We start from the raw sequence: 23,035 nt of genomic DNA, 5'->3' as shown, positions 1-23,035 counted from the left end.
GCGCCCTACGGTGAGGGGATGGCTGCACCCCGCTCGACCAGGCCCCTGCGCGACTACGCCGCGATCGGAGACGGTCGCACGGTCGCCCTGATCGCGAAGGACGGCAGCGTCGACTGGATGCCCGTCCCGGACCTCGGCTCCACCCCCGCCTTCGCCGCCCTGATCGACGCCGAGTCCGGCGGCTGCGTCGAGCTCGCCCCCGAGGAGCCCGCCGAGGTCTCGCGCGCCTACATCCGCGACACGAACGTCCTCGAGACCACCTTCACCACCGAGTCGGGCACCGTCCGCGTGACGGACGCGCTCGTCACCGGGATCGCGGGCCGCCTCCCGTGGGCCGAGCTCGCGCGCCGCGTGGACGGTGTCGACGGCGAGGTGCGGATGCGGTGGGCCGTGCGTCCCGGAACGGGACTCGGCCGGTTCTCCCCGTGGATCCAGAACGCCGACGGCCGCTCGCTCATCCGCGCCGGAGACATCACCATCGGCGTCACCGGGCAGGAGCACGGGCCCGACGGCGACGACGCACCCTCCGGCGCCGGCGACGAGCTGACGGGCTCCTTCGTCGTGACCGCGGGGAAGGACGCCGTGCGGCACGTCCTGGTCGTGTCGGCCACGCACGACGAGCCGCTGCACTTCCCGGTCGCGAAGAACGTCGACCGCGGCATCGACCGCACCATCCGCAGCTGGCAGGACTGGTCGGAGGAGTTCTCCTACGACGGCCCGTGGTCCGAGGCCGTCCAGCGCAGCGCCCTCGCGCTCAAGCTGTTGATCTACTCGCCCACAGGAGCCATCGCCGCGGCCGCGACCACGTCGCTCCCGGAGTCGCCCAACGGCGGCAAGAACTGGGACTACCGCTTCGCCTGGGTGCGCGACGCCGCGTACACGATGCACGCGCTGGTGCGCTTCGGCCTGCGCGAGGAGACGCACGCCGCGCTGTCCTGGCTCCTCCGCACGATCAAGGAGCACGGGCCGGACCTGCACATCTTCTACGGACTCGACGGCTCCATGCCGACCGTCCTGGAGGAGTTCGACGTCCCGGGCTACGCCGGCATCGGCCCGGTCGTCGCCGGCAACGCAGCGCAGAGCCAGCTGCAGCTGGGCGTCTTCGGCGACCTCTTCGACATCTGCCGCATCTACGTCGACGAGGGCAACGTCCTCGACATCCAGACCGGTCGGCTCCTCGCCCGCGTCGCCGACACCACCTGCGACCTGTGGCGGAACCGCGATGCAGGAATGTGGGAGCTGGAGGAGGAGCAGCACTACACCTCCTCGAAGATGGGCTGCTGGCAGGCGCTCGACGCGGCCGTGCACCTGGCGGAGCTCGGCCAGGTCGCGGGCAGCCCCGACCGATGGCGCTTCGAGCGCGACCGCATCCGGGAGTGGATCGAGGAGCACTGCTGGTCCGAGGAGCTCGGCTCCTACGTGATGTACCCGGGCAGCGAGGAGCTGGACGCCTCGGTGCTCCTGCACGCGCCCAGCGGCTACGAGCGCGGTGAGCGGATGATCTCCACCATCGACGCCCTGGTGAAGGAGCTCGGCCGCGGCGCGCTGCTGTTCCGCTACTCCGGCATGGAGGGCGAGGAGCACCCGTTCGTGGCCTGCTCGTTCTGGCTCGCCTCCGCCCTGGCCTGCGTCGGTCGGCACGACGAGTCGGTCGCCCTGATGGACGAGCTCGTCGCCACGGTCCCGAACGACGTCGGGATCATGTCCGAGATGATCGCGGTCGACGACCTGGCCTTCTGGGGCAACCTGCCGCAGGGGCTCAGCCACCTCGCGTTGATCAACGCGGCCATCACCATCGAGGAGCTGGCGCCGGAGAAGGTCGGCCGCGCGTAACCCCGCCGACGGCGTCCGCGCAACCCGTTGAGGGCCGGCTCCAAGGGGCGTAGACCGGTACCACCCCCTCGCACCGCACCCACAAGGAGCACCTCAGCATGGATCTCGGGATCACCGGCCGCACCGCCCTCGTCACCGGAGGCGACTCCGGCATCGGCCTGGCCACGGCGCAGCTCCTCCTCGCCGAGGGCGCGACCGTCGTGATCACCGACAAGGACCAGGCGGAGCTCGACCGGGCGGCGGCCGGGCTCGACGCTCCGGAGGGCCGCCTGCACGCCTTCGCCGCCGACGTCATCAGCACGGAGCAGCTCGCCGAGCTGCACCGCCGCGTGGCCGGAGCGGTCGGCGCGATCGACATCCTCGTGCAGTGCGCCGGAGTCACGGGGGCGCAGGGCCTCTTCCACGAGATCGACGACGAGGGCTGGACCAGCACCCTCGAGGTCGACCTGCTCGGTCCCGTGCGGCTCGTGCGCGAGTTCCTCCCCGACCTCCGCACCGGAGGCTGGGGCCGGCTCGTGCTCACCGCCTCCGAGGACGCCGTGCAGCCCTACGACGACGAACTGCCCTACTGCGCCGCGAAGGCGGGCGTCCTCGCCTTCGCCAAGGGACTCTCGCGCTCCTACGCGCAGGAGGGCCTGCTCGTGAACACGGTCTCGCCCGCGTTCATCCGCACTCCGATGACCGACGCGATGATGTCCAAGCGCGCCGAGCAGAGGGGCACCTCGGTCGACGAGGCGATCTCGTCCTTCCTCGACGAGGAGCGGCCGTACATGGAGCTGAAGCGCCGGGGCGAGGCCGAGGAGGTCGCAGCCGTGATCGCCTTCCTCTGCTCCGACCGCGCCTCGTTCGTGAACGGCTCGAACTACCGCGTCGACTCCGGATCCGTCGCCACGATCTGATCCCCGCAACCACGGGCCCCGCCCAGCGCGCGCACCCCGCGCGTGCGGGCGCCGTCCAGCCGAAGAAGCCAGACTCGGGGCGGGACACCGCACCCGGCACTGCAAGAGAAAGGAACGGTCCATGACCACCACCCTCGAACGCCACGTCGAAGCCCCCGCGGGCTCCGGTGCCAAGACCAGCCGCCGTCAGAACGCCGAGAAGGGCTTCAAGGCCTCCAAGGAGCTGCTCGACAGCCTCCAGATCGTCCTCGTCGACCTGATCGAGCTCCACGTCCAGGGCAAGCAGGCCCACTGGAACGTCGTCGGCAAGAACTTCCGCGACCTCCACCTGCAGCTCGACGAGATCATCGAGGCCGCGCGCGAGTTCAGCGACGACATCGCCGAGCGCATGCGCGCCCTCCACGGGATCCCGGACGGCCGCAGCGACACCGTCGCCGCGACCACCACCCTCCCCGAGTACCCGCACGGCGAGATCGACACGGCCGAGACCGTCGACCTGGTCACGATCCGCCTCGAGAACACCGCCGCCACCATGCGCGAGGTCCACGACCAGGTGGACGAGGAGGACCCGACCAGCGCGGATCTCCTCCACGCGATCATCCAGAGCCTCGAGCAGTACGCCTGGATGGTGTCGGCCGAGAACCGCACCACCTCCGCCGCCAAGTAGGGGCGAGCACCGGCAAGGGGACTCCGCGTCAGCGGGGTCCCCTTCCGTCTGCCCGGGCGGTGTCGAGTCGCCGTGCAGTCCAGATCAGTAGGGTCGTGGCATGAGCACGCAGGTCTCCGAACTGTTCGACGCCCACCGCTGGGCGGCCGTCGACGGCTTCGACGCACTCGAGGACATCACCTACCACCACGACCGCTCCGGCCGCATCGCGCGGGTCGCGTTCGACCGGCCCGAGGTCCGCAACGCGTTCCGGCCGCGCACGGTCGACGAGCTGTTCCGCGCCCTCGAGGACGCCCGGACGAACCCGCGCATCGGCGTCGTCATCCTCACCGGCAACGGCCCGAGCCCGCGCGACGGAGGCTGGGCGTTCTGCTCGGGAGGAGACCAGCGGATCCGCGGCCGCGACGGCTACCGGTACTCCGACGGCGAGACCGCCGAGGGCATCGACTCCGCGCGGAACGGCCGCCTGCACATCCTCGAGGTGCAGCGCCTCATCCGCTTCATGCCGAAGGTCGTCATCGCGGCCGTCCCCGGCTGGGCCGCGGGAGGCGGGCACTCGCTGCACGTGGTCTGCGACCTCACCCTCGCCTCCGCTGAGCACGGGCGCTTCAAGCAGACGGACGCCGACGTCGGCTCCTTCGACGCGGGCTACGGCTCCGCGTACTTCGCCCGCCAGATCGGGCAGAAGGCCGCGCGCGAGGTGTTCTTCCTCGCGCGGGAGTACTCCGCGCAGCGCGCCTACGAGATGGGCGCCGTGAACGCGGTCGTCCCGCACGCCGAGCTCGAGACGACCGCGGTGGAGTGGGCCGAGACGATCCTCACCAAGTCGCCCACGGCCATCCGGATGCTGAAGTACGCGTTCAACGCCGTGGACGACGGCCTCGTGGGCCAGCAGCTCTTCGCGGGCGAGACCACGCGCCTCGCCTACGGCACCGACGAGGCCGTCGAGGGACGCGACTCCTTCCTCGAGAAGCGCGAGCCCGACTGGTCGCCGTTCCCGTGGCAGTTCTGAGCCGGAGGGCACGCAGGTGACCCGCCCGCTCGCCGGTGTCGACGCGACGGTCGAGGCCGTCCTCCTCGCTCTGCGCGCGGCCCTGGACGGCAGCGGCCCGGCGATCCGCGTCTCCGCCCCCGGCGCCGCGACCGCCTCCGATGGCGCCGTCGTGCCCCAGCGCGTCGCCGTCGTCGTCGAGACCTCGGGCTCGTCGGGGCCGCCCAAGCGGGTCGCGCTCTCGACAGCGGCCCTGCTCACCAGCGCCTCCGCGACCCTCGCCGAGCTGGGCGGGCCGGGACGCTGGCTGCTCTGCCTGCCGACGCACTACGTCGCGGGACTGCAGGTGCTCGTCCGCTCGCTGACGGCGGAGGCCGACCCGGTCGTCCTCCCGGCCGGCGGCTTCGACGCGGCGGCCTTCCTCGCTCTCGCTCGGACGATGCCGGCGGGGGAGCGGAGGTACTCCTCGCTGGTCCCCGTGCAGCTCGCGAGGCTGCTGGATCTCGCCGAGCGCGATCCGGCCGCGGCCGAGGCGCTCCGCTCGTTCGACGCGCTCCTGATCGGCGGCCAGGCGACGCCGCAGCCGTTGCGGGACCGCGCCGCCGCCCTCGGTGCGCGCATCCGCCTGACCTACGGATCGAGCGAGACGTCCGGCGGCTGCGTCTACGACGGCGTCCCGCTCCACGACGTGCGGATGCGCGTCGAGAACGGGCAGGTGCTGCTCGGCGGCCCGACCCTCGCGGAGGGCTACCTCGACGCCGACGGCGCGATCGACCACGAGCGCAACGCCTCCGCCTTCCTCGAGCTCGACGGGGAGCGCTGGTACCGCACGGGCGACGCGGGGTCGATCGTCGACGGGCGCCTCCGGGTGACCGGTCGGCTCGACCGCGTGATCGTGTCGGGCGGGGAGAAGGTGTCGCTCGACGCCGTCGAGGCCGTGCTCCGCGAGGGGCCCGTCCCCGACGCGGTCGTCGTGCGGCGGGCGGACGAGCAGTGGGGCGAGGTCCCGGTCGTCGTCACGGCGGAGGAGGCTCCCGCGCTCACCGGCCTGCGCACCCTGATCGCCGACCGCCTCGGGCGCGCCGCCGCTCCCGCGGCCGTGCTGCCGGTCGGCCGCATCCCCCTCCTCGCCTCCGGGAAGCCCGACCGCCGCGCCCTCGAGGTGCTCGCCGAGCAGGCCTGACCGGCTCCGAGCGTCGACGGGCCGGTGGGTAGGATTCCCTCCGTGTCGAGTACGAGTCGCAAGAAGAAGTCCTCCAGCGGCCGCCCCGGGGGCAGCCCGCGAGCGGTCGTCGTGAAGCCCGCCGGTCCCCGCGAGTGGATCGCCGGCGCCCGCCTCCGCACCCTCCCGCTGGCCGTCGCCCCCGTGCTCATCGGCACCGGAGCGACCCAGGTCGTCGACGAGGGCTGGCACTGGGTGCGCGCCCTGCTCTGCCTGGCCGTCTCGCTCGCCCTGCAGATCGCCGTCAACTACGCCAACGACTACTCCGACGGCGTGCGCGGCACCGACGCCAACCGCGTCGGACCCTCGCGGCTGACCGGCTCCGGAGCGGCGAAGCCCCGCCAGGTGCTCACCGTCGCCCTGGTCTTCTTCGGGATCGCGGCCGTCGCCGGCCTCGTGCTCACCGCCCTCTCAGGGCAGTGGTGGTTCCTGATCGTCGGCGCGGCGGCGATCGCGGCCGGCTGGTTCTACACCGGCGGACGCCGCCCCTACGGCTACCTCGGGCTCGGCGAGCTCTTCGTCTTCGTGTTCTTCGGCCTGGTCGCCACCGTCGGCACCACGTTCGTGCAGATCGGCCGCACCAACCAGGAGTCGTGGCTCGGCGCCGTGGCGGCGGGCCTGTTCGCCTGCGCCGTGCTCATGGTCAACAACATCCGCGACATCCCGACCGACCGCCTCTCGGGCAAGCGGACCCTCGCGGTGCTCGCAGGACCGGCCGTGTCCCGAGCGATCTACACGGGCTTCGTGCTGATCCCGTTCGGCATCGCGGTGATCCTCGCGCTGTTCTACCCGCTGGCGTGGCTGACGCTCTTCGTGCTTCTGATGATCCTGCCGGCCATCCTGATCACCCTGACGGCGAAGACGGCGAAGGAGCTCATCCTGGCGCTGCAGCTGACCAGCCTGGGCGGGCTCGCCTACGCGGTCATCCTCGGGGCGGCGCTGGCGTTCTAGAGCGGCGGCTCGCACGAGGCGAGCTCGGGTGGGCCGGATTCGGGTGAGATCGGCTGTTGCGTGCCGGGCCTGGTGCGAGCGGGGTCAGCGCGTCCGAGGGGAGCCCTCGCCGGCGGGATCGCCCGGCTCAGCGGTCGTCGCGGGTCGCGTCGACCGCGGCGTCCTCGACGTCGTCGTCGGTCGGAGCGCGCGGGACGTCCTTGCGGCGCTCGTAGATCGCCTCCGCGATGCGCTCGCGGGGCTTCCTCAGCAGGATGTACGAGAGGGACAGGCTCGCGATCGCGGCGACGAAGCCCGCGGTGACCGCTGCCGTCAGCTCCGAGTCGACGAAGGTGCGCGCCGGCAGGTACACCAGCACGAAGACGCCGGCGAACATCGCCAGGCGCAGGAGCGAGTAGACGACGACCGCGCGGCTCAGTTTCACCGGGACAGTGTACGTCGGCCCCTGCACGCGCTTCCGTGAGCACCGTGGGAGCCTCCTGTCCAGCGTCCGTGCAGACCCTCCCCGACGGGGGTGCCGGACGTAGACTCGTGTCCATGATCCGCCTCGTCATCGGCCTGCTCGTGGCCCTCGCCGTCTTCACGGTCTACACCGTGATCGACGTCGCGATGAGCAACCGTCACGCCGTGCGGGCGATCCCGAAGTGGTCCTGGCTCCTGGTGGTGCTGATCCTCCCGGTCATCGGTGCGGGACTGTGGTTCTGGATCGGCCGCCCCCGCAAGCAGCGCGCCGCCGGCCGCCGCTACACCGCTCCGGACGACGACCCCGACTTCCTCGGCACCCTCCGCACCGAGCGCGACCCCGAGGAGGAGCGCCTGCAGGCCGAGCGCATCGCCCAGCTCGAGCGCGACCTCGCCGACATGGACGAGCAGGGCGAGGCCGACGGCCCCGGCCGCCGGGATGCCTGAGCACCGGCCGGTCGCCCCCTCCACCCGATTCGCGGTCGACCTCCTCACCCGCTTCGTCGCGCTCGGCGTCCGCGACGTCGTCGTCGCTCCGGGCTCCCGCTCGCAGGCGCTCGCCCTGGTGGCGGCCGAGCTCGAGACCCGCGGCGACGTCCGGCTGCACGTGCGGATCGACGAGCGCTCGGCGGGGTTCCTGGCGCTGGGCCTGGCCCTCGAATCCCGGATGCCGGCGCTCGTGATCACGACCTCCGGCACGGCGACCGCGAACCTGCACCCGGCCGTGCTCGAGGCGGACGCCTCGGACGTGCCGATGATCGTCCTGACCGCCGACCGGCCCGACGAGCTGCGCGGCATCCGCTCGAACCAGACGGTCGAGCAGCGCGAGCTGTACGGGCGAGCCGTGCGGCTGTTCGAGGACGTCGCTGCTCCGGACGACGCCTCCCGGCCCGAGGACGCGCGGGCGCTCGCCGATCGTGCCGTCACCGCGGCGCGCCGCGGGCCGGTCCACCTGAACCTCTCCTTCCGCGACCCGCTCTCCTCCGCTCTGCCCGACATGGAGGGAATCGAACCGGTCTCGTCGCCCGCTGTCCGATCCGGGATCCCGCGTGCCGTCGTGACCGCCGGTCCCGGTGAGCCGCTCACGGTCGTCATCGCCGGGGACAAGGCGGGCGCCGCGGCCGAGGAGATCGCTCGCGCCGGCGACTGGCCGCTGCTGGCCGAGGTCTCCTCCGGCGCCCGCTTCGGACCGCAGCTCGTCGTCGCCTGGCGGCGCCTGCTCGGCGAGCCCGACTTCGGCGGACGCATCCGCCGGGCGATCGTGCTCGGACACCCGACGCTCTCCCGCGAGGTCCCCGAACTGCTGCGCCGCGAGGACGTCGAGGTGATCGTCGTGGACGCCGTGCGCGATCAGTTCTACAACCCCGGCCGGCGCGCCCGCCGCGTCGGAGGCGTCGACGTGGTCCGCCCCGAGGGGTCGCCGCGTCCTGAGCGCGGCGAGCGCGCCTGGGCCGGATCCTGGGTGTCCGCGAGCCGCGCCCTGACGGTCGACCCCGACGAGCTGGACGAGGTCCCCGACGCGGGGTCGATGTCGGTCGAGGACCGCCGCGGCTACGCGCGCAACGCCCTCGCCGCGATCAGGGCACCGCTCACCCGCGACTTCGTCGTCGCCGCGGTCTGGAAGGTCACCTGGCCGCACGACCGGCTGCTGTTCGGAGCGTCGCGGCTGATCCGCGTCGCCGACGGGACCCTGCCGGGCAAGCGGATATCCGTCCTGGCGAACCGCGGCCTCGCCGGCATCGACGGCACGATCTCGACGGCTCTCGGGATCGCGGTGGCTTCGCAGGCGACCGAGCAGGGAGCCGGCGGAGTCACCCGGGCGGTCCTCGGCGATCTCACTCTGCTCCACGAGGCCGGCGGCCTCCTCCTCCCGCCCGGAGAGCGACGCCCGCGCGTGCAGCTCGTCGTCGTGAACGACGGGGGCGGCACGATCTTCGACGGACTCGAGGTCGCGTCGAGCTCGCATCCTGATGCGTTCGACCGCGTGCAGTTCACCCCGCAGAACGCCGATCTGGAGGCTCTCGCGCGCGGCTACGGGTGGGGCCACCGTCGTGCGGCGACGCGCGGCGAGCTGGAGCAGGCGCTGACCTCGCCGGGTGACGGGCCGGGCATCGTGGAGATCCGGCTCGAGCGCTGAGTCCGCACGGGTCCGGTCGGTCGGTCCTCCACAGGTCGTCGTCGGACGCTGTTCTCCCGGGGACGCCTCGTTCGAGCTCCGCAGCTCGTCTGCTGCTGCTTCGCTGGAGGCATGGCTGATGCGGAGACGGTGCGAGGAGAGGTCCTCGCCCTCGGCGACCGGGCGGCGGCGCTCGCGAGGAGCGCCTCCCCGGTGCTCCTGACCGCGGCGGAGGCGCTGCACGCGGGACACCGCGCGGCGCTGACCTGTCCCGACGCGTTCGCCCGAGGCTCCTCGACGGACAGCAAGGATGCGACGGACCTCGTCGAACGGTCGATCCGAGCGGAGTTCGCCGTCGCCCTCGGGGTCTCCGAGCGCACCGCCGCCAGGGAGCTGCTGCACGCCTCGCTCCTGATGGAGGAGCTGCCGCGGACCCGCTCCGCGCTCGCCGACGCCAGGATGCGCTGGGAGGCCGGCCAGCTCGTCTGCTCCGTCGCGGCGACCCTCCCGGCAGCGGCGCGCGCGGCCTACGACGACCGGGCCGTCGACCTCGCGGAGACGCTGACCCCGGGGCAGCTGCGCCACGCCCTCGCGCGGGTGCGGGAGGAGCTGCACGACGAGCCCCTCGCCGAGCGGCACGCTCGCGCCCGTGAGGACCGCCGGGTGTGGACGACAGCCGGGATCGACGGCATGGCGACGGTGTGCGCGCACGTCCCCGCGCCCGAGGCCGTCGGAGCGCTCGCCCGGCTCGACCGCATCGCGAGGGATCTGCGGGACGGCGCCGAAGGGGACCGCGATCTGCGGACGCTGGCGCAGCTCCGCGCCGACGCGTGGGCCGACCTGCTCTGCCACGGGGACGTGGCGGGGACCACTCCGGAGGGAGCCGCGGCGCCCTCGACCGGGCTGCGGGCCGAGGTGAGAGTCACCGTGGCGGCGAGCACCGCCGCAGGTGACGACGAGGCGGCCGCCGAGCTCGACGGCTACGGGCCGATCCCCGCCGAGGCGGTGCGAGCGCTCATCGACGACGACGCCGCCTTCACTCCCGTGCTGACCGACGAGGAGACCGGCGCGGTCGTCTCCGTCGGGCGCCGCCACCGGCTCCCACCGCCGAGGATGAGGCTGCTGGTCCGCCTCCGCGACCAGACCTGCCGCTTCCCGGGCTGCACCCGGCCGGCGTCCTCGACGGAGACCGACCACAGCGTCGAATGGCGGAACGGGGGAGAGACGACTCCCGACAACCTCGCCTCCCTGTGCGTCGCCCACCACCACGTGCGCCACGGCGACCGGTGGACGTATCTGCTCCATCCGGACGGCACAGCGGACTGGACCACACCGACCGGCCGCCGCGTGACGACCCGGCCGCCGGCGCTGCCCGGGCGACCGCCGGTGGGCGCAGGACGACGGCCGGGGGTTCCCCGGCTCGACGGGGACCGGGCGGGGTAAGCGGCGGGTAGCCGACGGCTTCAACGATTCCCGACGTGCGTCAGGCCAGAGCGTCGGTGATCGGGCGGAACTTCATGCGGGTCTCGGCGAGCTCGGACTCGGGAACGCTGTCGGCCACGATGCCGGCGCCCGCCCAGGCCGTGACCGCGCCCTCGGCCGTGACCTCGGCGCTACGGAGTCCGACGGCCCACTCGCCGTCGCCGTTGCCGTCGATCCAGCCGACGGGTCCTGCGTACCGACCGCGGTCGAAGGGCTCCAGGTGCTCGATGAGCGCAAGGGCGTCGGCGGTCGGAGTGCCGGCCACTGCCGCGGTCGGGTGAAGAGCATCGACGAGATCGAGCGCGGTGGAGGAGTCGCCCAGAATTCCTCGCACGTCCGTCGCGAGGTGCCAGAGATTCGGCAGGCGGAGCGTGAACGGGGCGGCGCCCGCCGTCAGCTCCCGTGTGTGGGGCTCGAGTTCCCGGACCAGACTGGCGAGAGCGAAAGCGTGCTCCGAGCGGTCCTTCGGACTCTCGAGCAGAGCGGCCTCCACGTCCGCGTCGGCGAGGGGATCCTCGCCTCGTGCGGCCGTGCCGGCCAACACCCTCGCCGAGATCTCGCCCCGATCGACCGCGACCAGCGTCTCCGGACTGGCGCCGAGGAATCCGTCCACGGCGAAGCCCCAGCAGTCCGGGTACCGCTCGGTGAGCGCACCCAGCATCCGACGCAGGTCCGCCCCCGGCGGGAGCCGCCCCTGCAGATCGCGCGCGATCACGACCTTGGACAGCTCACCCGCCCGGATCGTCTCCACCGCGGCAGCGACCGCCGCGCGGTACCCGTCCGGCGGCAGCGCACCCGGCGAGAGCGGCACGTGGTACTCCGCCCCCAGCGGCTCCTCGCTCGGCGTATACGGTCTCTCCGCCTCGCCGATCGTGATCCGCGTCAGCCATGACCGGCCGTCGCGCGTCCCGATCACGGTGCGCGGCACGATCAGCACGCTCGTCGCCTCGGATCGGCTCGAGAAAGCGAAGGTCCCGAACGCGACCAGCCCCGTCCCGGGCAGTCCGACCCGGTCCTCCACCGTCGCCGCGTCGCAGAGCCGCCGCCAGGCCGCCGCCGCCTCCCGCAGCCGTTCCGGGCCCGAGAACTCGAGGCGCAGGGCCTCCCCGCGTCCGCTGAGCCCGGCGCCGTCGCGCTGCCAGAGGAGGGGCCGCCTCGGGTCGGAGTGGGAGAGGAGCGACGGCGGAGAGTCCAGTGGAGTCGTCTCCGCACGCAGCAGGGGGGTTCCAGCGCCGATGAGCGTCACCTCAGCAGGGTACGCCCGCGCCAGAGGATGGGACGTCCCATGCCGCGGGGCTCGGGGCGCAGGGCTCCGTTGCTACCGTGATCCGGTCCGGGGCCGCCGCGCGAGGCGGAGCGGGGCGGTCCCGGCGCTTCCCCAGGGGGGAGCGCGCCGACCGGGCGCGGGACGGCGGATGCACAGCCGCCGTCCCTCGTCTCGCCGTAGACTTGCGGATCGTGACGAAGGCAGACCTCACCAAACGGCCCGACGAGGTCGCCTCGATGTTCGACACCGTGGCTCCCGCCTACGACCTGGTGAACGGACTCCTCTCGGTGGGGAACGACCGGCTCTGGCGGATCGCGACGACTCGCGCCGTCAACCCTGCTCCCGGTGAGCGCATTCTCGACATCGCGGCCGGCACCGGAACGTCGAGCGCGTCGCTGGCGCGGTCGGGCGCCCAGGTCGTCGCAGCCGACTTCTCCCCGGGGATGATCGCCGTCGGCCGTCGCCGTCAGGCGGGCAACGACCGGATCGAGTTCGTCCAGGCCGACGCGATGGACCTCCCGTTCGAGGACGAGTCGTTCGACGCCGTGACCATCTCGTTCGGTCTGCGCAACGTGGCCGAGCCGAGGACGGCGCTCGCCGAGTTCCTGCGTGTGCTGAAGCCCGGCGGCCGGGTCGTGATCTGCGAGTTCTCGACTCCGCCGATCGCTCCGCTGGCCGCCGCGTACGACTTCTACCTGTCGACGGTCATGCCCGCCGTCGTGCGCCTCGCGTCGTCGAACAATCCTGCGTACGACTATCTCGGCGATTCCATCCGGGCCTGGCCGGAGCAGAGCGTCGTCGCCGCCTGGCTCCGCGCGGCGGGCTTCGAGCGCGTGGCCTACCGCGATCTGACCGCTGGCATCGTGGCGCTGCACCGCGGCGTCAAGCCGATCGCGGCGACCCGATGACGACCGGGGTCCGCACAGGCCGAGACGTTAGGGTTTCCCTGTGAACGCCACTGCGCCCGTCGCCCGTCGCAGCCCGTCTCTGACGGCGCAGCTCGGCCTCTCCGAGCGCATCTTCTCCTCCTCGTCGGACCGGGCTCTCGCCCGCACGATCGACGCGGGTCTGGAGCAGGTCGAGGAGGGTCTCGTCCGGCAGCTGTCCTTCGCGGACGCTGTGGCCGACGTCTCCACCCGGTACCTCCTCGAGGCGGGCGGCAAGCGCGTGCGCCCGATGCTCACCCTCCTGGCCGCGTCGCTGGGCCGCGGCAACACGCCGCAGGTCCTGCTCGGTGCGCAGGCGATCGAGATCACGCATCTCGCATCGCTCTACCACGACGACGTCATGGACGAGGCGGAGAAGCGCCGCGGCGTCCCGTCGGCGCAGACCGTGTGGGGCAACAACGTGGCCATCCTGACGGGCGATCTGCTCTTCGCCCGCGCGAACCAGCTGATGGTCGAGCTCGGCGACAAGGCGATCCGGCTCCAGGCCGACACGTTCGAGCGGCTCGTCCTCGGGCAGCTGCACGAGACGGTCGGCCCGACCGACGGCGAGGACCCGGTCGAGCACTACCTGTCCGTCCTGGCCGACAAGACCGGGTCCCTGATCGCCGCGGCGGGCCGCACGGGAGTCGCGTTCTCGGAGGCTCCGGAGGAGTACGAGGAGGCCATGCGCGTCTTCGGCGAGAAGATCGGCGTCGCGTTCCAGATCGTCGACGACGTCATCGACCTCTCTCCCCAGCCGGAGGAGACCGGCAAGAACCCCGGCACGGACATCCGCGCCGGCGTGTCGACGCTGCCGATCCTGCGCCTGCGCGAGCGCGCCTCCTCGGACAGGGACGCCGCGGCTCTCCTCGCCCGCATCGAGAGCTATGTGAGCCGCTCGAACGACGCCATCGCGCACACGGAGGAGCAGAGCGCCGACATCTCGGACGCCATCGCTCAGCTGCGCGATCACGACGTCACCGCGCAGACCCTCGCCGAGGCCCACCGGTGGGCCGACGAGGCCGTCGCTGCCCTCGCTCCGCTGCCCGACGGCTCCGTCCGCAAGGCGCTGACGCGCTTCGCCGACACCGTCGTCGAGCGCAACGGCTGACCCCGATCGTCGCGGCGCACCCTGCGCCGCAGGAATGAGACCGGTTGTGCGCTGCGGCGCCCCGGCAGGAGGAACGCAATGACCAAGCTCAGGCTGGCCATCGTCGGCGCGGGTCCCGCGGGCATCTACGCCGCCGACCTCATGATCAAGGCCGAGAAGAAGTACGACGTCTCGATCGATCTGTTCGAGCACCTGCCCGCGCCCTACGGCCTGGTCCGCTACGGCGTCGCGCCCGATCACCCGCGCATCAAGGGGATCATCACCGCGCTGCGGGAGGTGCTCGACCGGGGCGACATCCGCATCTTCGGCAACGTGCACTTCGGGACCGACATCACGCTCGAGGATCTCAAGCGGCACTACCACGCCGTGATCTTCGCGACCGGCGCCGTCCGCGACGCTCCGCTCGACGTCCCGGGTGTCGAGCTCCAGGGCTCCTACGGTGCGGCCGACTTCGTCAGCTGGTTCGACGGCCACCCCGACGTGTCGCGCACCTGGCCGCTGGAGGCGTCCTCCGTCGCCGTCATCGGCAACGGCAACGTGGCGCTCGACGTCTCGCGGATGCTGGCGAAGCACGCCGAGGACCTCCTGCCCACCGAGGTCCCGCCGAACGTCTACGAGGGGCTGAAGGCGTCTCCTGTCACCGACGTGCACGTCTTCGGGCGCCGCGGTCCCGCTCAGGTGAAGTTCACGCCGCTGGAGCTGCGCGAGCTGGGCGAGCTGCGCGACGTCGACATGATCGTCGCCGACGAGGACTTCGACCTCGATCCCGCTTCGGAGGCCGCCATCGCGACCAACAAGCAGGTCATGGTCATCAACCGGGTGCTCAATCAGTGGCGCACCCGCGACGTCGGGAGCGCCTCGCGTCGTCTCCACCTGCACTTCTGGGCGAAGCCGCTCGAGTTCGTGGACGACGGATCCGGTCGGGTCGGCGCGATCCGGTACGAGCGCACCGAGCCGGACGGCGAGGGCGGAGTGCGCGGCACGGGTGAGATCCGCGAGGTCCCGGTCCAGGCCGTGTACCGCGCGGTCGGCTACTTCGGCTCGCCGCTCGACGGCCTCCCGTTCGACGAGATGCGCGGCGTGATCCCGAACCGCGAGGGCCAGGTCCTGGACGACGAGGACCAGCAGGTCCACGGCGTGTACGCGACCGGCTGGATCAAGCGCGGACCGGTGGGCCTCATCGGGCACACCAAGTCCGACGCCATGGAGACCGTCGCGCACGTGCTCAACGACCAGGCGTCCTGGTGGACGCCCGAGCACCCCGAGGAGGCGGCCGTGGTCGCCCTGCTCGAGGAGCGGGAGATCGCCTACACGGATCTCGACGGCTGGCACCGGCTGGACGAGCACGAGATGGCGCTCGGCGAGCCCGAGGGCCGTGCGCGCGTGAAGGTCGTTCCTCGCGAGGACATGATCGCGATCTCGCGGGCGGAGCCGGTCGCGCTCTGACGCGTGCTCTCCGAACGGCCCTCCGGTGCACTCCGGGGGGCCGTTCGTCGTTCCGGCGCGGACGCCGCGCACCTCCTCTAGGATTCGGGCACCGCTCTGGACGGAGACAGCATGACCACGGCCTCGCCCCACGACGTCATCCGGGTGCGCGGTGCGCGCCAGAACAACCTCCGGGGGATCGACGTCGACATCCCGAAGCGGAGGATCACCGTGTTCACCGGGGTCTCGGGCTCCGGCAAGTCGTCGCTCGTCTTCGGCACCATCGCGGCCGAGTCCCAGCGCCTCATCAACGAGACCTACTCCGCCTTCGTGCAGCAGTTCATGGGGTCGCCGGCCCGCCCGGACGTGGAGTCGCTCGACGGACTGTCGGCCACGATCGTCGTCGACCAGGAGCGGATGGGGTCGAACGGCCGGTCCACGGTCGGCACGGCGACCGACGCGTACACGATGCTGCGGATCCTCTTCAGCCGGATCGGCGATCCGCACGCGGGCACGAGCGGTGCGTTCTCCTTCAACCTGCCGGAGGGGATGTGCCCGCGGTGCGAGGGGACGGGCCGGGTGTCGAGCATCGACCTCGACGCGCTGATCGACCGCTCGAAGTCGCTCGAGGGCGGCGCTCTCGACGCGATCCCCAACTTCGTCGTCGGCGGCTGGTACTGGAAGGGCCTCGCCGAGTCGGGCCTCTATCCGGCCGATGTGCCGATCGCCGACTTCACGCCCGAGCAGATGGACGCGTTCCTCCACCGTCCGGCCACGAAGATGGCCATCGCCGGGATGACGATGACCTACGAGGGCCTCCTGGTGAAGGTCACCCGCCTCTACCTGGCGAAGGAGGCGGCGCAGCCGCACATCCGCGCCTTCGCCGAGCGGGTGGCCACCTTCGCCGCCTGTCCCGAGTGCGGAGGCGGCCGGCTCACCCGCGCGGCACTGGAGTCGCGCATCGGGGGCCGGAACATCGCCGAGTGCGCCGCGCTGCAGGCGACCGACCTCGCCGCGTGGCTCCGCGGGCTGCAGGCGCCGTCCGTCGCTCCTATCGTCGAGACCCTCCTCGGGACGCTCGACGCCCTCGTCCAGGTCGGGCTGGGCTACCTGTCGCTCGATCGGGAGTCGGGCACCCTCTCGGGCGGTGAGGCGCAGCGGGTCAAGATGGTGCGGCATCTGGGATCGAGCCTCACGGACGTCACGTACGTCTTCGACGAGCCGACGGCGGGTCTGCATCCGCACGACGTCTCGCGGATGATCGAGCTGCTGCGCCGCCTGCGGGACAAGGGCAACACCGTCCTGGTGGTCGAGCACAAGCCGGAGATCATCGAGATCGCCGATCACGTGGTCGACCTCGGTCCGAGGGCCGGTGCGCACGGCGGCGAGCTGCGGTTCGAGGGGACGGTGGCGCAGCTGCGCACGTCCGACACCCTGACGGGCCGTCATCTCGGTCACCGCGTCCCGCTGAAGGAGGCCGTGCGCCGTCCGACCGGGGCGGTGGAGATCCGCGGGGCCTCCACGCACAACCTCCGCGGCGTCGACGTGGACGTCCCGCTGGGCGTGCTGACCGTCGTCACCGGAGTCGCAGGGTCGGGGAAGTCGTCGCTCCTGCACGGCTCGCTCGCGGGTCGGCCCGGCGTGGTGGTGGCCGACCAGTCGCCGATCCGCGGCTCGCGGCGCAGCAATCCGGCGACCTACACCGGGGTCCTCGACGCGATCCGGGCGGCCTTCGCGAAGGCGAACGGTGTGAGACCGGCGCTCTTCAGCGCGAACTCGGCAGGCGCCTGCCCCGTCTGCAAGGGGGCCGGGATGATCTTCACCGAGCTGGGCCCCGCCGCGACGGTCTCGTCGGTCTGCGAGGAGTGCGACGGCAAGCGGTTCACCGCTGAGGTGCTCGAGTACCGCCTCCGCGGGAGGAACATCCACGAGGTGCTCTCGATGCCGATCGTCGACGCCGCGGAGTTCTTCGCGAGCGGACCGGCGCACACGGTGCTCGCCCGTCTCGTCGACGTCGGTCTCGGCTACCTCACGCTCGGACAGCCGCTGAACACGCTGTCCGGGGGCGAGCGTCAGCGCCTCAAGCTCGCGATCAACATGGCCTCGTCCGGATCCGTCTACCTGCTCGACGAGCCGACCACGGGCCTGCACCTCGCGGACGTCGACACGCTGCTCGGACTGCTCGACCGGCTGGTCGACTCCGGGAACTCGGTCGTGGTGATCGAGCACCACCGCGCCCTGATGGCGCACGCGGACTGGATCATCGACGTGGGGCCCGGAGCCGGGCACGACGGAGGGACGATCGTCTTCGAGGGGACTCCGGTCGGGCTCGCGGCGGCGGACACGCTGACCGGACGCGCCCTCGCCGAGTACGCGCGCTGACGCGTCCGCAGCCGCGACGCTCGCGCGTCAGCGCGAGAACGGGCCGGACAGGGCCGCCCACTGCAGGAGCATGATCGTCTTCGCGTCGACGATCTGCACGCCGATCTGGGTCAGCGCCTCGTCGAACGAGAGCTCGAGGACCTCGATGTCCTCGCCCTCGTCGGCGAGTCCCGCGAACGCTCCGCTGCGGGTGCCCGCGCGGTAGCGGCCGGCGTAGAAGTGCAGCTTCTCGGTGACCGAGCCGGGGCTCATGAACGCGTCGAACACGTGCTCGAGCCGGCCGACCTCGAGTCCGGTCTCCTCGGACGCCTCGCGGCGGGCGCCCTCCTCGGGCCCGTCCTCGTCCAGGAGACCGGCGGGCACTTCGAGGAGCATCCCGTCGAGGTCGCCGTTCACGTACGCGGGGTAGCGGAACTGCCGGATCAGGACGACGGTGCGCGCGTCGGCGTCGTAGAGCAGGACCGCCGCGCCGTTCCCCCGGTCGTACGTCTCGCGCTGCTCGCTCGTCCAGCTGCCGTCGCGGTGCCGGTAGTCGAAGCGGGTGGTGCGGAGGACGTACCAGTCGCTCGAGAGGAGGGTGACCTCCTTCACGACGACGTCGGGGTTCCCGACGAGGTCGAGCCCGTCCCTGTCGAGTCCGGTGCGGCCCCGCCGGTCGGGGTCGTCGATTCCGGCGGTCACGCGCGTGCTCCCGTGTGCGTCATTCCTCAGCGGAAGTTGACGAACTGGAGGTCGAGCTCGAGGTCGGCTCCGCGCAGGAGCGCCATGGTCGCCTGGAGGTCGTCGCGGCTCTTCGAGGAGACGCGGAGCTCGTCGCCCTGGATCTGCGACTTGACCGACTTCGGCGCCTCGTCGCGGATGAGCTTGTTGATCTTCTTCGCGTGCTCCTGGTCGATGCCCTCCTTGAGGGTGGCCTCGATCCGGTACTCCTTGCCGGACGCGAAGGGCTCGCCCGCGTCGAGGCTCTTGAGGCTGATGCCGCGCTTGATCAGCTTCGACTGGAAGACGTCGAGGATGGCGTTCGCCCGCTCCTCGGTGTTGGCCTTGATCAGGATCTTCTCGCCGCTCCAGGCGATCGAGGCGCCGACGTTCTTGAAGTCGTAGCGCTGCTCGACCTCCTTGTGGGCCTGGTTCAGGGCGTTGTCCGCCTCCATCTTGTCGATCTTGCTGACGACGTCGAACGTTGAATCTGCCATGGCTCCGAGTTTAGCTTTCAGGCGTGGCGGAGCCCGGCCCCAGGCGCGGCTGGTACCTCTGAGGGGTGCGCCGCCTCCCCGTTCTCGTCCTCGTCCCGCTCGCCGGCCTCCTCCTGGCCGGCTGCGGCCAGCGGCCGCCCGCGCTGACGGTCGAGGAGGGCCTGTCCACCGTCCCTCCCGCGGCGACCGCTCCCGTCGCGGCCGACCCCGTCGTGCTGGAGGATCCCGAGCAGGCCGCGGCGACGCCGGTGCGACTGCTCGCCGACGAGGCGTGGCTGGGCACGGCGTCCGAGGGGAGCGGCATCCCGCTGCGTGCGCTCACCGCCTACGCGGGCACGGCCCTCCTCACGGCGTCGGTCGACCCCGACTGCCGGTTGGACTGGGCGACCCTGGCCGGCATCGGCTACGTCGAGAGCAGGCACGGCACGATCGACGGCGGCGAGCTGGGCGAGGACGGGCGGCCGACGGAGCCGATCTACGGTCCGCGCCTGGACGGAACGCGCTTCGACCGGGTCCCCGACAACGACGGCGGGGCTCTGGACGGCGACGCCGAGGTCGACCGGGCGATGGGTCCGCTGCAGATCATCCCGGCGACGTGGATGGCGTGGGCGTCGAGCGGATGGGATCCGCAGAACGTGGACCAGCAGGCGGTGACCGCCGCCCGGTACCTCTGCGACGCCGGCGGCGACCTCTCGACGGAGTCGGGATGGCGGGCGGCGATCGCGGCCTACAACCCGGCCGGGAGCTACGCGGGGAAGGTCGCGGAGGCGGCGTCCCGCTACGCGGCGGAGGCGGACTGAGGCCTCGCGGCACCGATTTCCGATCCGCCGGTCGCGTGGGTATCCTTGCTGAGCGCCTCCGGTTGTGAACACGTGGTCGGGTGCGCCACGGCGAGTTACCCTAGCGGCCAAAGGGATCTGACTGTAAATCAGACGGCGTAGCCTTCGGGGGTTCGAATCCCTCACTCGCCACCGAGCAGAAACACCCAGCAGACGCCCCGGCATCACGAGATGCGCGGGGCGTTCCGCATGTCGGGGGATCGCCCTTCCGGCGGAGCGCCTTTCCGGCGGAGCGCCTTTCCGGGGGAGCGCCTTTCCGGGGGAGCACCGGTCCGGCGGATCGCCGGACCCGGCCTCTTCGTCCCGTCGCACCTCGCGCGCCGTCGGCCCGGCCCGCCCCGTCGCCTCAGCCCCGCGCCTCCTGCTCCAGGAACGCTGCGAGGGAGAGCGGCGGCCGTCCGGTCAGCCGCTCGACGTCGGACGAGACGTGCTCCAGCTGTCCGGCGGCGATCGCGGAGTAGGTGCTGACCCAGGCGTCCAGCTGCCAGCCCGGTGCGTTCCAGCGGCGGCGTGACGCGTACGCCTCCTCGAGGGTCTCGTCGACGTACACGGCGGGGCGGCCCGCCGCCGTCAGGGTCGCCGCGACCTCGTCGAGGGTGAGGGCCTCGGGCCCGGTCAGCTCGTAGGCGGCTCCGCGGTGCTCGGAGGGGGAGCGGAGGACAGCCGCGGCCGAGCGGGCCACATCCTCGCGCGCGACGACGGCGGCCCGGCCCGTTCCCGCGGGTCCGCGGATCGCGCCGTCCTCGCCGAGCATCGCGGGCAGGAAGTCGAGGTAGAGGTTGTCGCGGAGTAACGTCCAGCCCATGCCCGAGCGGCGGATCGCGTCCTCGGTGGCCGCGTGGTCTCGGGCGAGGGTGAAGACCGCGTCGGGTGCGGCTCCGGCGAAGGAGGTGTAGACGACGTGCTCGACACCCGCGGCGGCGGCTGCACCGACGAACGCGAGGTGCTCGGCGCGGCGCTCCTCGTTCTCGGAGGCGGAGACCATCAGGAGGAGGCGCACGCCCTCGAGCGAGTCGCCCGCGTCGGCGAAGGAGGAGCGCACCACCTCGGCCCCGGTGAGCTCGGGCGCGCGGGACGGGTCGCGGACCAGCAGGCGGAGGGCGTGACCGGCGTCGGCGAGCTCGCGCGCGACGCGACCGCCCACGGCTCCGGTGGCTCCGGTGAGGGCGATAGGGGTGCTCATCCCCCCATGATGGGCCCGATCCCTAGGCTGGGACCATGAGCGACAACGCCCCCCTCCTCGCCATCGCCCGCTCGATCGCCGTCGAGGCGGCGCACCTCGCCCGCCAGCGGCGGGAGGACGGTGTCGAGATCGCCGCGTCGAAGTCGTCTCCGGAGGACGTGGTGACGGCCGCGGACCGGGAGGTCGAGGAGCTGATCCGCCGGCGCCTGGCCGAGGCGCGTCCGGACGACGGCTTCCTCGGCGAGGAGTCGGGGTCGGGGGGCGGCACGAGCGGGCTGACCTGGGTCGTCGATCCGATCGACGGGACCGTCAACTACCTCTACGGCATCCCCTCCTACGCGGTCAGCATCGCTGTGGTGGAGGGGGAGCCGGATCCCGCGACCTGGACCGCGCTCGCCGGCGCGGTCGTGAACGGAGCGACGGGCGAGGTGACCACGGCCAGCCGAGGCGGGGGAGCCGAGCGGGACGGAGTCGCGCTGCAGGTCTCGGCTCCCTCCTCCCTCTCGCTCGCGCTGGTGGGCACCGGCTTCGGCTACGACGCGGGCCGCCGGATGCGTCAGGGCGCCGTGGTGCAGGAGCTCCTGGGCTCGGTCCGCGACATCCGCCGCATCGGCTCGGCGGCGCTCGACCTGTGCTCGGTGGCCACCGGGCAGCTGAACGCGTACTACGAGCGGGGCCTGAACCCGTGGGACCTCGCTGCGGGCGCCCTCATCGCCGAGGAGGCGGGTGCGCGGGTCGCGGGACTCGACGGCGCACCCTTCGGCTCCGGGCTGCTCATCGCGGCACCGGATCCTCTCTTCGCCGAGCTGGAGGATCTGCTGCGCCGCCTGCGCGCGGACGAGGTGTAACCGCTCTCCCAGGCCGAGCCGACACGGATTCCGTGCGCCGAGAGGCGGATCGGCGCAGGATCCCGCCGGGGCTCGCCGCGCGTCGTGCCCCGATCGCGCCTGTGCGCGGCGGCCTCTGGCCGGATCCCGCCGGCCGTGGTTATCCTTTATGAATTCGTGATGTTCGCACAGGCTGCGCTCACGGAGCCGAGCGTTGCCTCTCCCTGGAGGCCCGCTCGTCCCCTGCCCCCGACGGAAGACATCGATTTCGTGAGCCCCGATTCGCCCGCCCCCGCTGCCCCTGCATCGACCCCCGGCGAATCGACTCCACCCCTCTCCCGTCGCGAGCTCCGCGAGCGCGAGCGCGCTCTGGCCCTCGCCTCCGACGTCTCGCTGGCGAGCGGCTCCGACGACCTCCTCGCGGCTCCCACGGCGGAGCAGCTGCGCGAGGCGGAGCGCCGCGTCGCCTCGGTCCGCAGCGCCCCGGCGCCCGTCCCCGCTCCGCGCGCGACGCCGCTCCGGCCCGTGCGCCGGGCCCGGGTCGGCGGACTCGTCGCCCTCTCCTTCGTCGCGGCCATCGTGGCGGCGACCTCTCTGCCGGCCACATCTCTCCTGACCGCGGAGGACGTGCAGGCGCAGAGCCTCTCGACCCCCTTCGGCGCCGACGCCCGCCGCGGCGCGCAGTCGTTCGTCGCCGGCGAGGTCAGCGCCGAGACGGTCGCCCGCGACGGGTTCGGCGTGCAGGAGCGCAAGACGCAGACCAACGTCGCCGACATCGTCCGCACCTCCGACACCGGCTTCACGAACGACCCGAACGCGTCCATCCAGTGGCCCTTCGCCGTCGGCGTGCCGGTGGGCGACCGCTTCGGCTACCGCAACTGCGCGGGCTGCTCGGTGAACCACGGCGGCACCGACTTCAACCCGGGCGACGGCTCGCCCATCCAGGCGATCGCCGACGGCGTCGTGCGCACGGTCATCGACGGCGAGGGCTCGCTCGGCGTGCACGTGATCGTCGACCACGAGATCGACGGGCAGCTCGTCTCGAGCGTGTACGCGCACATGCAGCACGGCTCGGCGGCCGTCTCCGAGGGCGACCCGGTGAAGGTCGGTCAGCTCCTCGGCCTGGTGGGCACGACCGGCATGTCGACCGGCCCGCACCTGCACTTCGAGATCCGCCTCGACGGAGTGACGAAGGTCGACTCCTACCTCTGGCTCAAGGCCAACGCCGGGCGCTGACCCGGCGGCGGGACGCGGGA

Annotated in this window: 21 protein-coding genes and 1 tRNA gene; 17 read left to right on the top strand and 5 right to left on the bottom strand. The window is 72.4% G+C overall.

The window, feature by feature from the left end:
* The first annotated feature begins 18 nt into the window (after nucleotides 1-18).
* The 6 genes from C5C54_RS02095 (at nucleotide 19) to C5C54_RS02070 (ending at nucleotide 6,563) form a co-directional block, all read left to right on the top strand.
* Complete coding sequence (locus C5C54_RS02095) at nucleotides 19-1,833, top strand: glycoside hydrolase family 15 protein (protein ID WP_104247930.1); 1,815 nt, start codon at nucleotides 19-21, stop codon at nucleotides 1,831-1,833.
* A gap of 98 nt (nucleotides 1,834-1,931) precedes the next feature.
* The gene (locus C5C54_RS02090; RefSeq protein ID WP_104287692.1) at nucleotides 1,932-2,732 is read left to right on the top strand and encodes an SDR family NAD(P)-dependent oxidoreductase; all 801 of its coding nucleotides are present in this window, start codon (nucleotides 1,932-1,934) and stop codon (nucleotides 2,730-2,732) included.
* Nucleotides 2,733-2,853: 121 nt separating this feature from the next.
* Nucleotides 2,854-3,399 carry a Dps family protein gene (locus tag C5C54_RS02085; RefSeq protein ID WP_104223596.1) on the top strand — a complete coding sequence of 182 codons (546 nt, stop codon included), beginning with the start codon at nucleotides 2,854-2,856 and terminating at the stop codon, nucleotides 3,397-3,399.
* A gap of 100 nt (nucleotides 3,400-3,499) precedes the next feature.
* Nucleotides 3,500-4,411 carry a 1,4-dihydroxy-2-naphthoyl-CoA synthase gene (locus C5C54_RS02080; protein ID WP_068255374.1) on the top strand — a complete coding sequence of 304 codons (912 nt, stop codon included), beginning with the start codon at nucleotides 3,500-3,502 and terminating at the stop codon, nucleotides 4,409-4,411.
* Between the two features lie 16 nt (nucleotides 4,412-4,427).
* Nucleotides 4,428-5,573 (top strand): AMP-binding protein, encoded by a 1,146-nt coding sequence (locus C5C54_RS02075; RefSeq protein WP_181127833.1) that lies wholly within the window; start codon nucleotides 4,428-4,430, stop codon nucleotides 5,571-5,573.
* Nucleotides 5,574-5,615: 42 nt separating this feature from the next.
* Nucleotides 5,616-6,563, top strand: a complete 948-nt coding sequence (locus tag C5C54_RS02070) for a 1,4-dihydroxy-2-naphthoate polyprenyltransferase (RefSeq protein WP_374953116.1) — start codon at nucleotides 5,616-5,618, stop codon at nucleotides 6,561-6,563.
* Between the two features lie 127 nt (nucleotides 6,564-6,690).
* On the opposite strand, the gene C5C54_RS02065 is transcribed toward C5C54_RS02070, so the two are convergent.
* Nucleotides 6,691-6,987, bottom strand: coding sequence for a DUF4229 domain-containing protein (locus C5C54_RS02065; RefSeq protein WP_104239140.1), 297 nt, complete (start codon nucleotides 6,985-6,987; stop codon nucleotides 6,691-6,693).
* 113 nt (nucleotides 6,988-7,100) lie between these two features.
* Between C5C54_RS02065 and C5C54_RS02060 the strand changes: the two genes are divergently transcribed.
* From C5C54_RS02060 to C5C54_RS02050, 3 genes are all read left to right on the top strand, one after another.
* Nucleotides 7,101-7,472: a PLD nuclease N-terminal domain-containing protein gene (locus C5C54_RS02060; RefSeq protein ID WP_104225908.1), complete on the top strand. Its 372-nt coding sequence runs from the start codon at nucleotides 7,101-7,103 to the stop codon at nucleotides 7,470-7,472.
* Nucleotides 7,465-9,162 carry a 2-succinyl-5-enolpyruvyl-6-hydroxy-3-cyclohexene-1-carboxylic-acid synthase gene (gene menD, locus C5C54_RS02055; protein WP_104287691.1) on the top strand — a complete coding sequence of 566 codons (1,698 nt, stop codon included), beginning with the start codon at nucleotides 7,465-7,467 and terminating at the stop codon, nucleotides 9,160-9,162. Before C5C54_RS02060 ends, menD begins: the two co-directional genes overlap by 8 nt.
* Before the next feature lie 111 nt (nucleotides 9,163-9,273).
* Nucleotides 9,274-10,584, top strand: coding sequence for an HNH endonuclease signature motif containing protein (locus C5C54_RS02050; protein WP_104287690.1), 1,311 nt, complete (start codon nucleotides 9,274-9,276; stop codon nucleotides 10,582-10,584).
* A 40-nt stretch (nucleotides 10,585-10,624) separates the two neighbouring features.
* On the opposite strand, the gene C5C54_RS02045 is transcribed toward C5C54_RS02050, so the two are convergent.
* Nucleotides 10,625-11,869: an isochorismate synthase MenF gene (locus tag C5C54_RS02045; protein WP_374953275.1), complete on the bottom strand. Its 1,245-nt coding sequence runs from the start codon at nucleotides 11,867-11,869 to the stop codon at nucleotides 10,625-10,627.
* A gap of 212 nt (nucleotides 11,870-12,081) precedes the next feature.
* On the opposite strand from C5C54_RS02045, the gene ubiE reads away from it, so the two are divergent.
* The 4 genes from ubiE (at nucleotide 12,082) to C5C54_RS02025 (ending at nucleotide 17,734) form a co-directional block, all read left to right on the top strand.
* Nucleotides 12,082-12,798 carry a bifunctional demethylmenaquinone methyltransferase/2-methoxy-6-polyprenyl-1,4-benzoquinol methylase UbiE gene (ubiE, locus tag C5C54_RS02040; protein ID WP_104226060.1) on the top strand — a complete coding sequence of 239 codons (717 nt, stop codon included), beginning with the start codon at nucleotides 12,082-12,084 and terminating at the stop codon, nucleotides 12,796-12,798.
* Nucleotides 12,799-12,838: 40 nt separating this feature from the next.
* On the top strand, nucleotides 12,839-13,927 hold the full coding sequence (locus tag C5C54_RS02035; RefSeq protein ID WP_104233415.1) for a polyprenyl synthetase family protein: 1,089 nt from the start codon (nucleotides 12,839-12,841) through the stop codon (nucleotides 13,925-13,927).
* Between the two features lie 78 nt (nucleotides 13,928-14,005).
* On the top strand, nucleotides 14,006-15,373 hold the full coding sequence (locus C5C54_RS02030) for an FAD-dependent oxidoreductase (protein ID WP_104287689.1): 1,368 nt from the start codon (nucleotides 14,006-14,008) through the stop codon (nucleotides 15,371-15,373).
* Between the two features lie 111 nt (nucleotides 15,374-15,484).
* Nucleotides 15,485-17,734, top strand: a complete 2,250-nt coding sequence (locus tag C5C54_RS02025) for an excinuclease ABC subunit UvrA (protein WP_104262959.1) — start codon at nucleotides 15,485-15,487, stop codon at nucleotides 17,732-17,734.
* Between the two features lie 27 nt (nucleotides 17,735-17,761).
* Here C5C54_RS02025 and C5C54_RS02020 read toward each other — a convergent pair whose 3' ends face one another.
* Together C5C54_RS02020 and C5C54_RS02015 are read right to left on the bottom strand one after the other, a co-directional pair.
* Nucleotides 17,762-18,415: an NUDIX domain-containing protein gene (locus tag C5C54_RS02020; protein WP_104233413.1), complete on the bottom strand. Its 654-nt coding sequence runs from the start codon at nucleotides 18,413-18,415 to the stop codon at nucleotides 17,762-17,764.
* A gap of 26 nt (nucleotides 18,416-18,441) precedes the next feature.
* The gene (locus tag C5C54_RS02015; protein WP_104223606.1) at nucleotides 18,442-18,930 is read right to left on the bottom strand and encodes a YajQ family cyclic di-GMP-binding protein; all 489 of its coding nucleotides are present in this window, start codon (nucleotides 18,928-18,930) and stop codon (nucleotides 18,442-18,444) included.
* Nucleotides 18,931-18,995: 65 nt separating this feature from the next.
* Between C5C54_RS02015 and C5C54_RS02010 the strand changes: the two genes are divergently transcribed.
* Both C5C54_RS02010 and C5C54_RS02005 read left to right on the top strand, forming a co-directional pair.
* Nucleotides 18,996-19,730 (top strand): hypothetical protein, encoded by a 735-nt coding sequence (locus C5C54_RS02010; RefSeq protein ID WP_104247936.1) that lies wholly within the window; start codon nucleotides 18,996-18,998, stop codon nucleotides 19,728-19,730.
* Nucleotides 19,731-19,819: 89 nt separating this feature from the next.
* Nucleotides 19,820-19,901: transfer RNA gene (locus C5C54_RS02005), tRNA-Tyr, on the top strand.
* A 214-nt stretch (nucleotides 19,902-20,115) separates the two neighbouring features.
* Here the strand turns inward: C5C54_RS02005 and C5C54_RS02000 are convergent.
* Nucleotides 20,116-20,952 (bottom strand): SDR family oxidoreductase, encoded by an 837-nt coding sequence (locus C5C54_RS02000; RefSeq protein ID WP_104272791.1) that lies wholly within the window; start codon nucleotides 20,950-20,952, stop codon nucleotides 20,116-20,118.
* 35 nt (nucleotides 20,953-20,987) lie between these two features.
* On the opposite strand from C5C54_RS02000, the gene C5C54_RS01995 reads away from it, so the two are divergent.
* A complete protein-coding gene (locus C5C54_RS01995) occupies nucleotides 20,988-21,800 on the top strand; it encodes an inositol monophosphatase family protein (RefSeq protein WP_104233409.1) in 813 nt (270 codons plus the stop codon).
* A gap of 249 nt (nucleotides 21,801-22,049) precedes the next feature.
* Complete coding sequence (locus C5C54_RS01990; protein WP_104266745.1) at nucleotides 22,050-23,015, top strand: M23 family metallopeptidase; 966 nt, start codon at nucleotides 22,050-22,052, stop codon at nucleotides 23,013-23,015.
* The last annotated feature ends 20 nt before the right edge of the window (nucleotides 23,016-23,035 follow it).

Origin of the sequence: Rathayibacter sp. AY1F2, from assembly GCF_002930885.1 — a bacterium.
Lineage (GTDB): Bacteria > Actinomycetota > Actinomycetes > Actinomycetales > Microbacteriaceae > Rathayibacter.
This window is presented reverse-complemented; position numbering and strand designations above follow the sequence as displayed.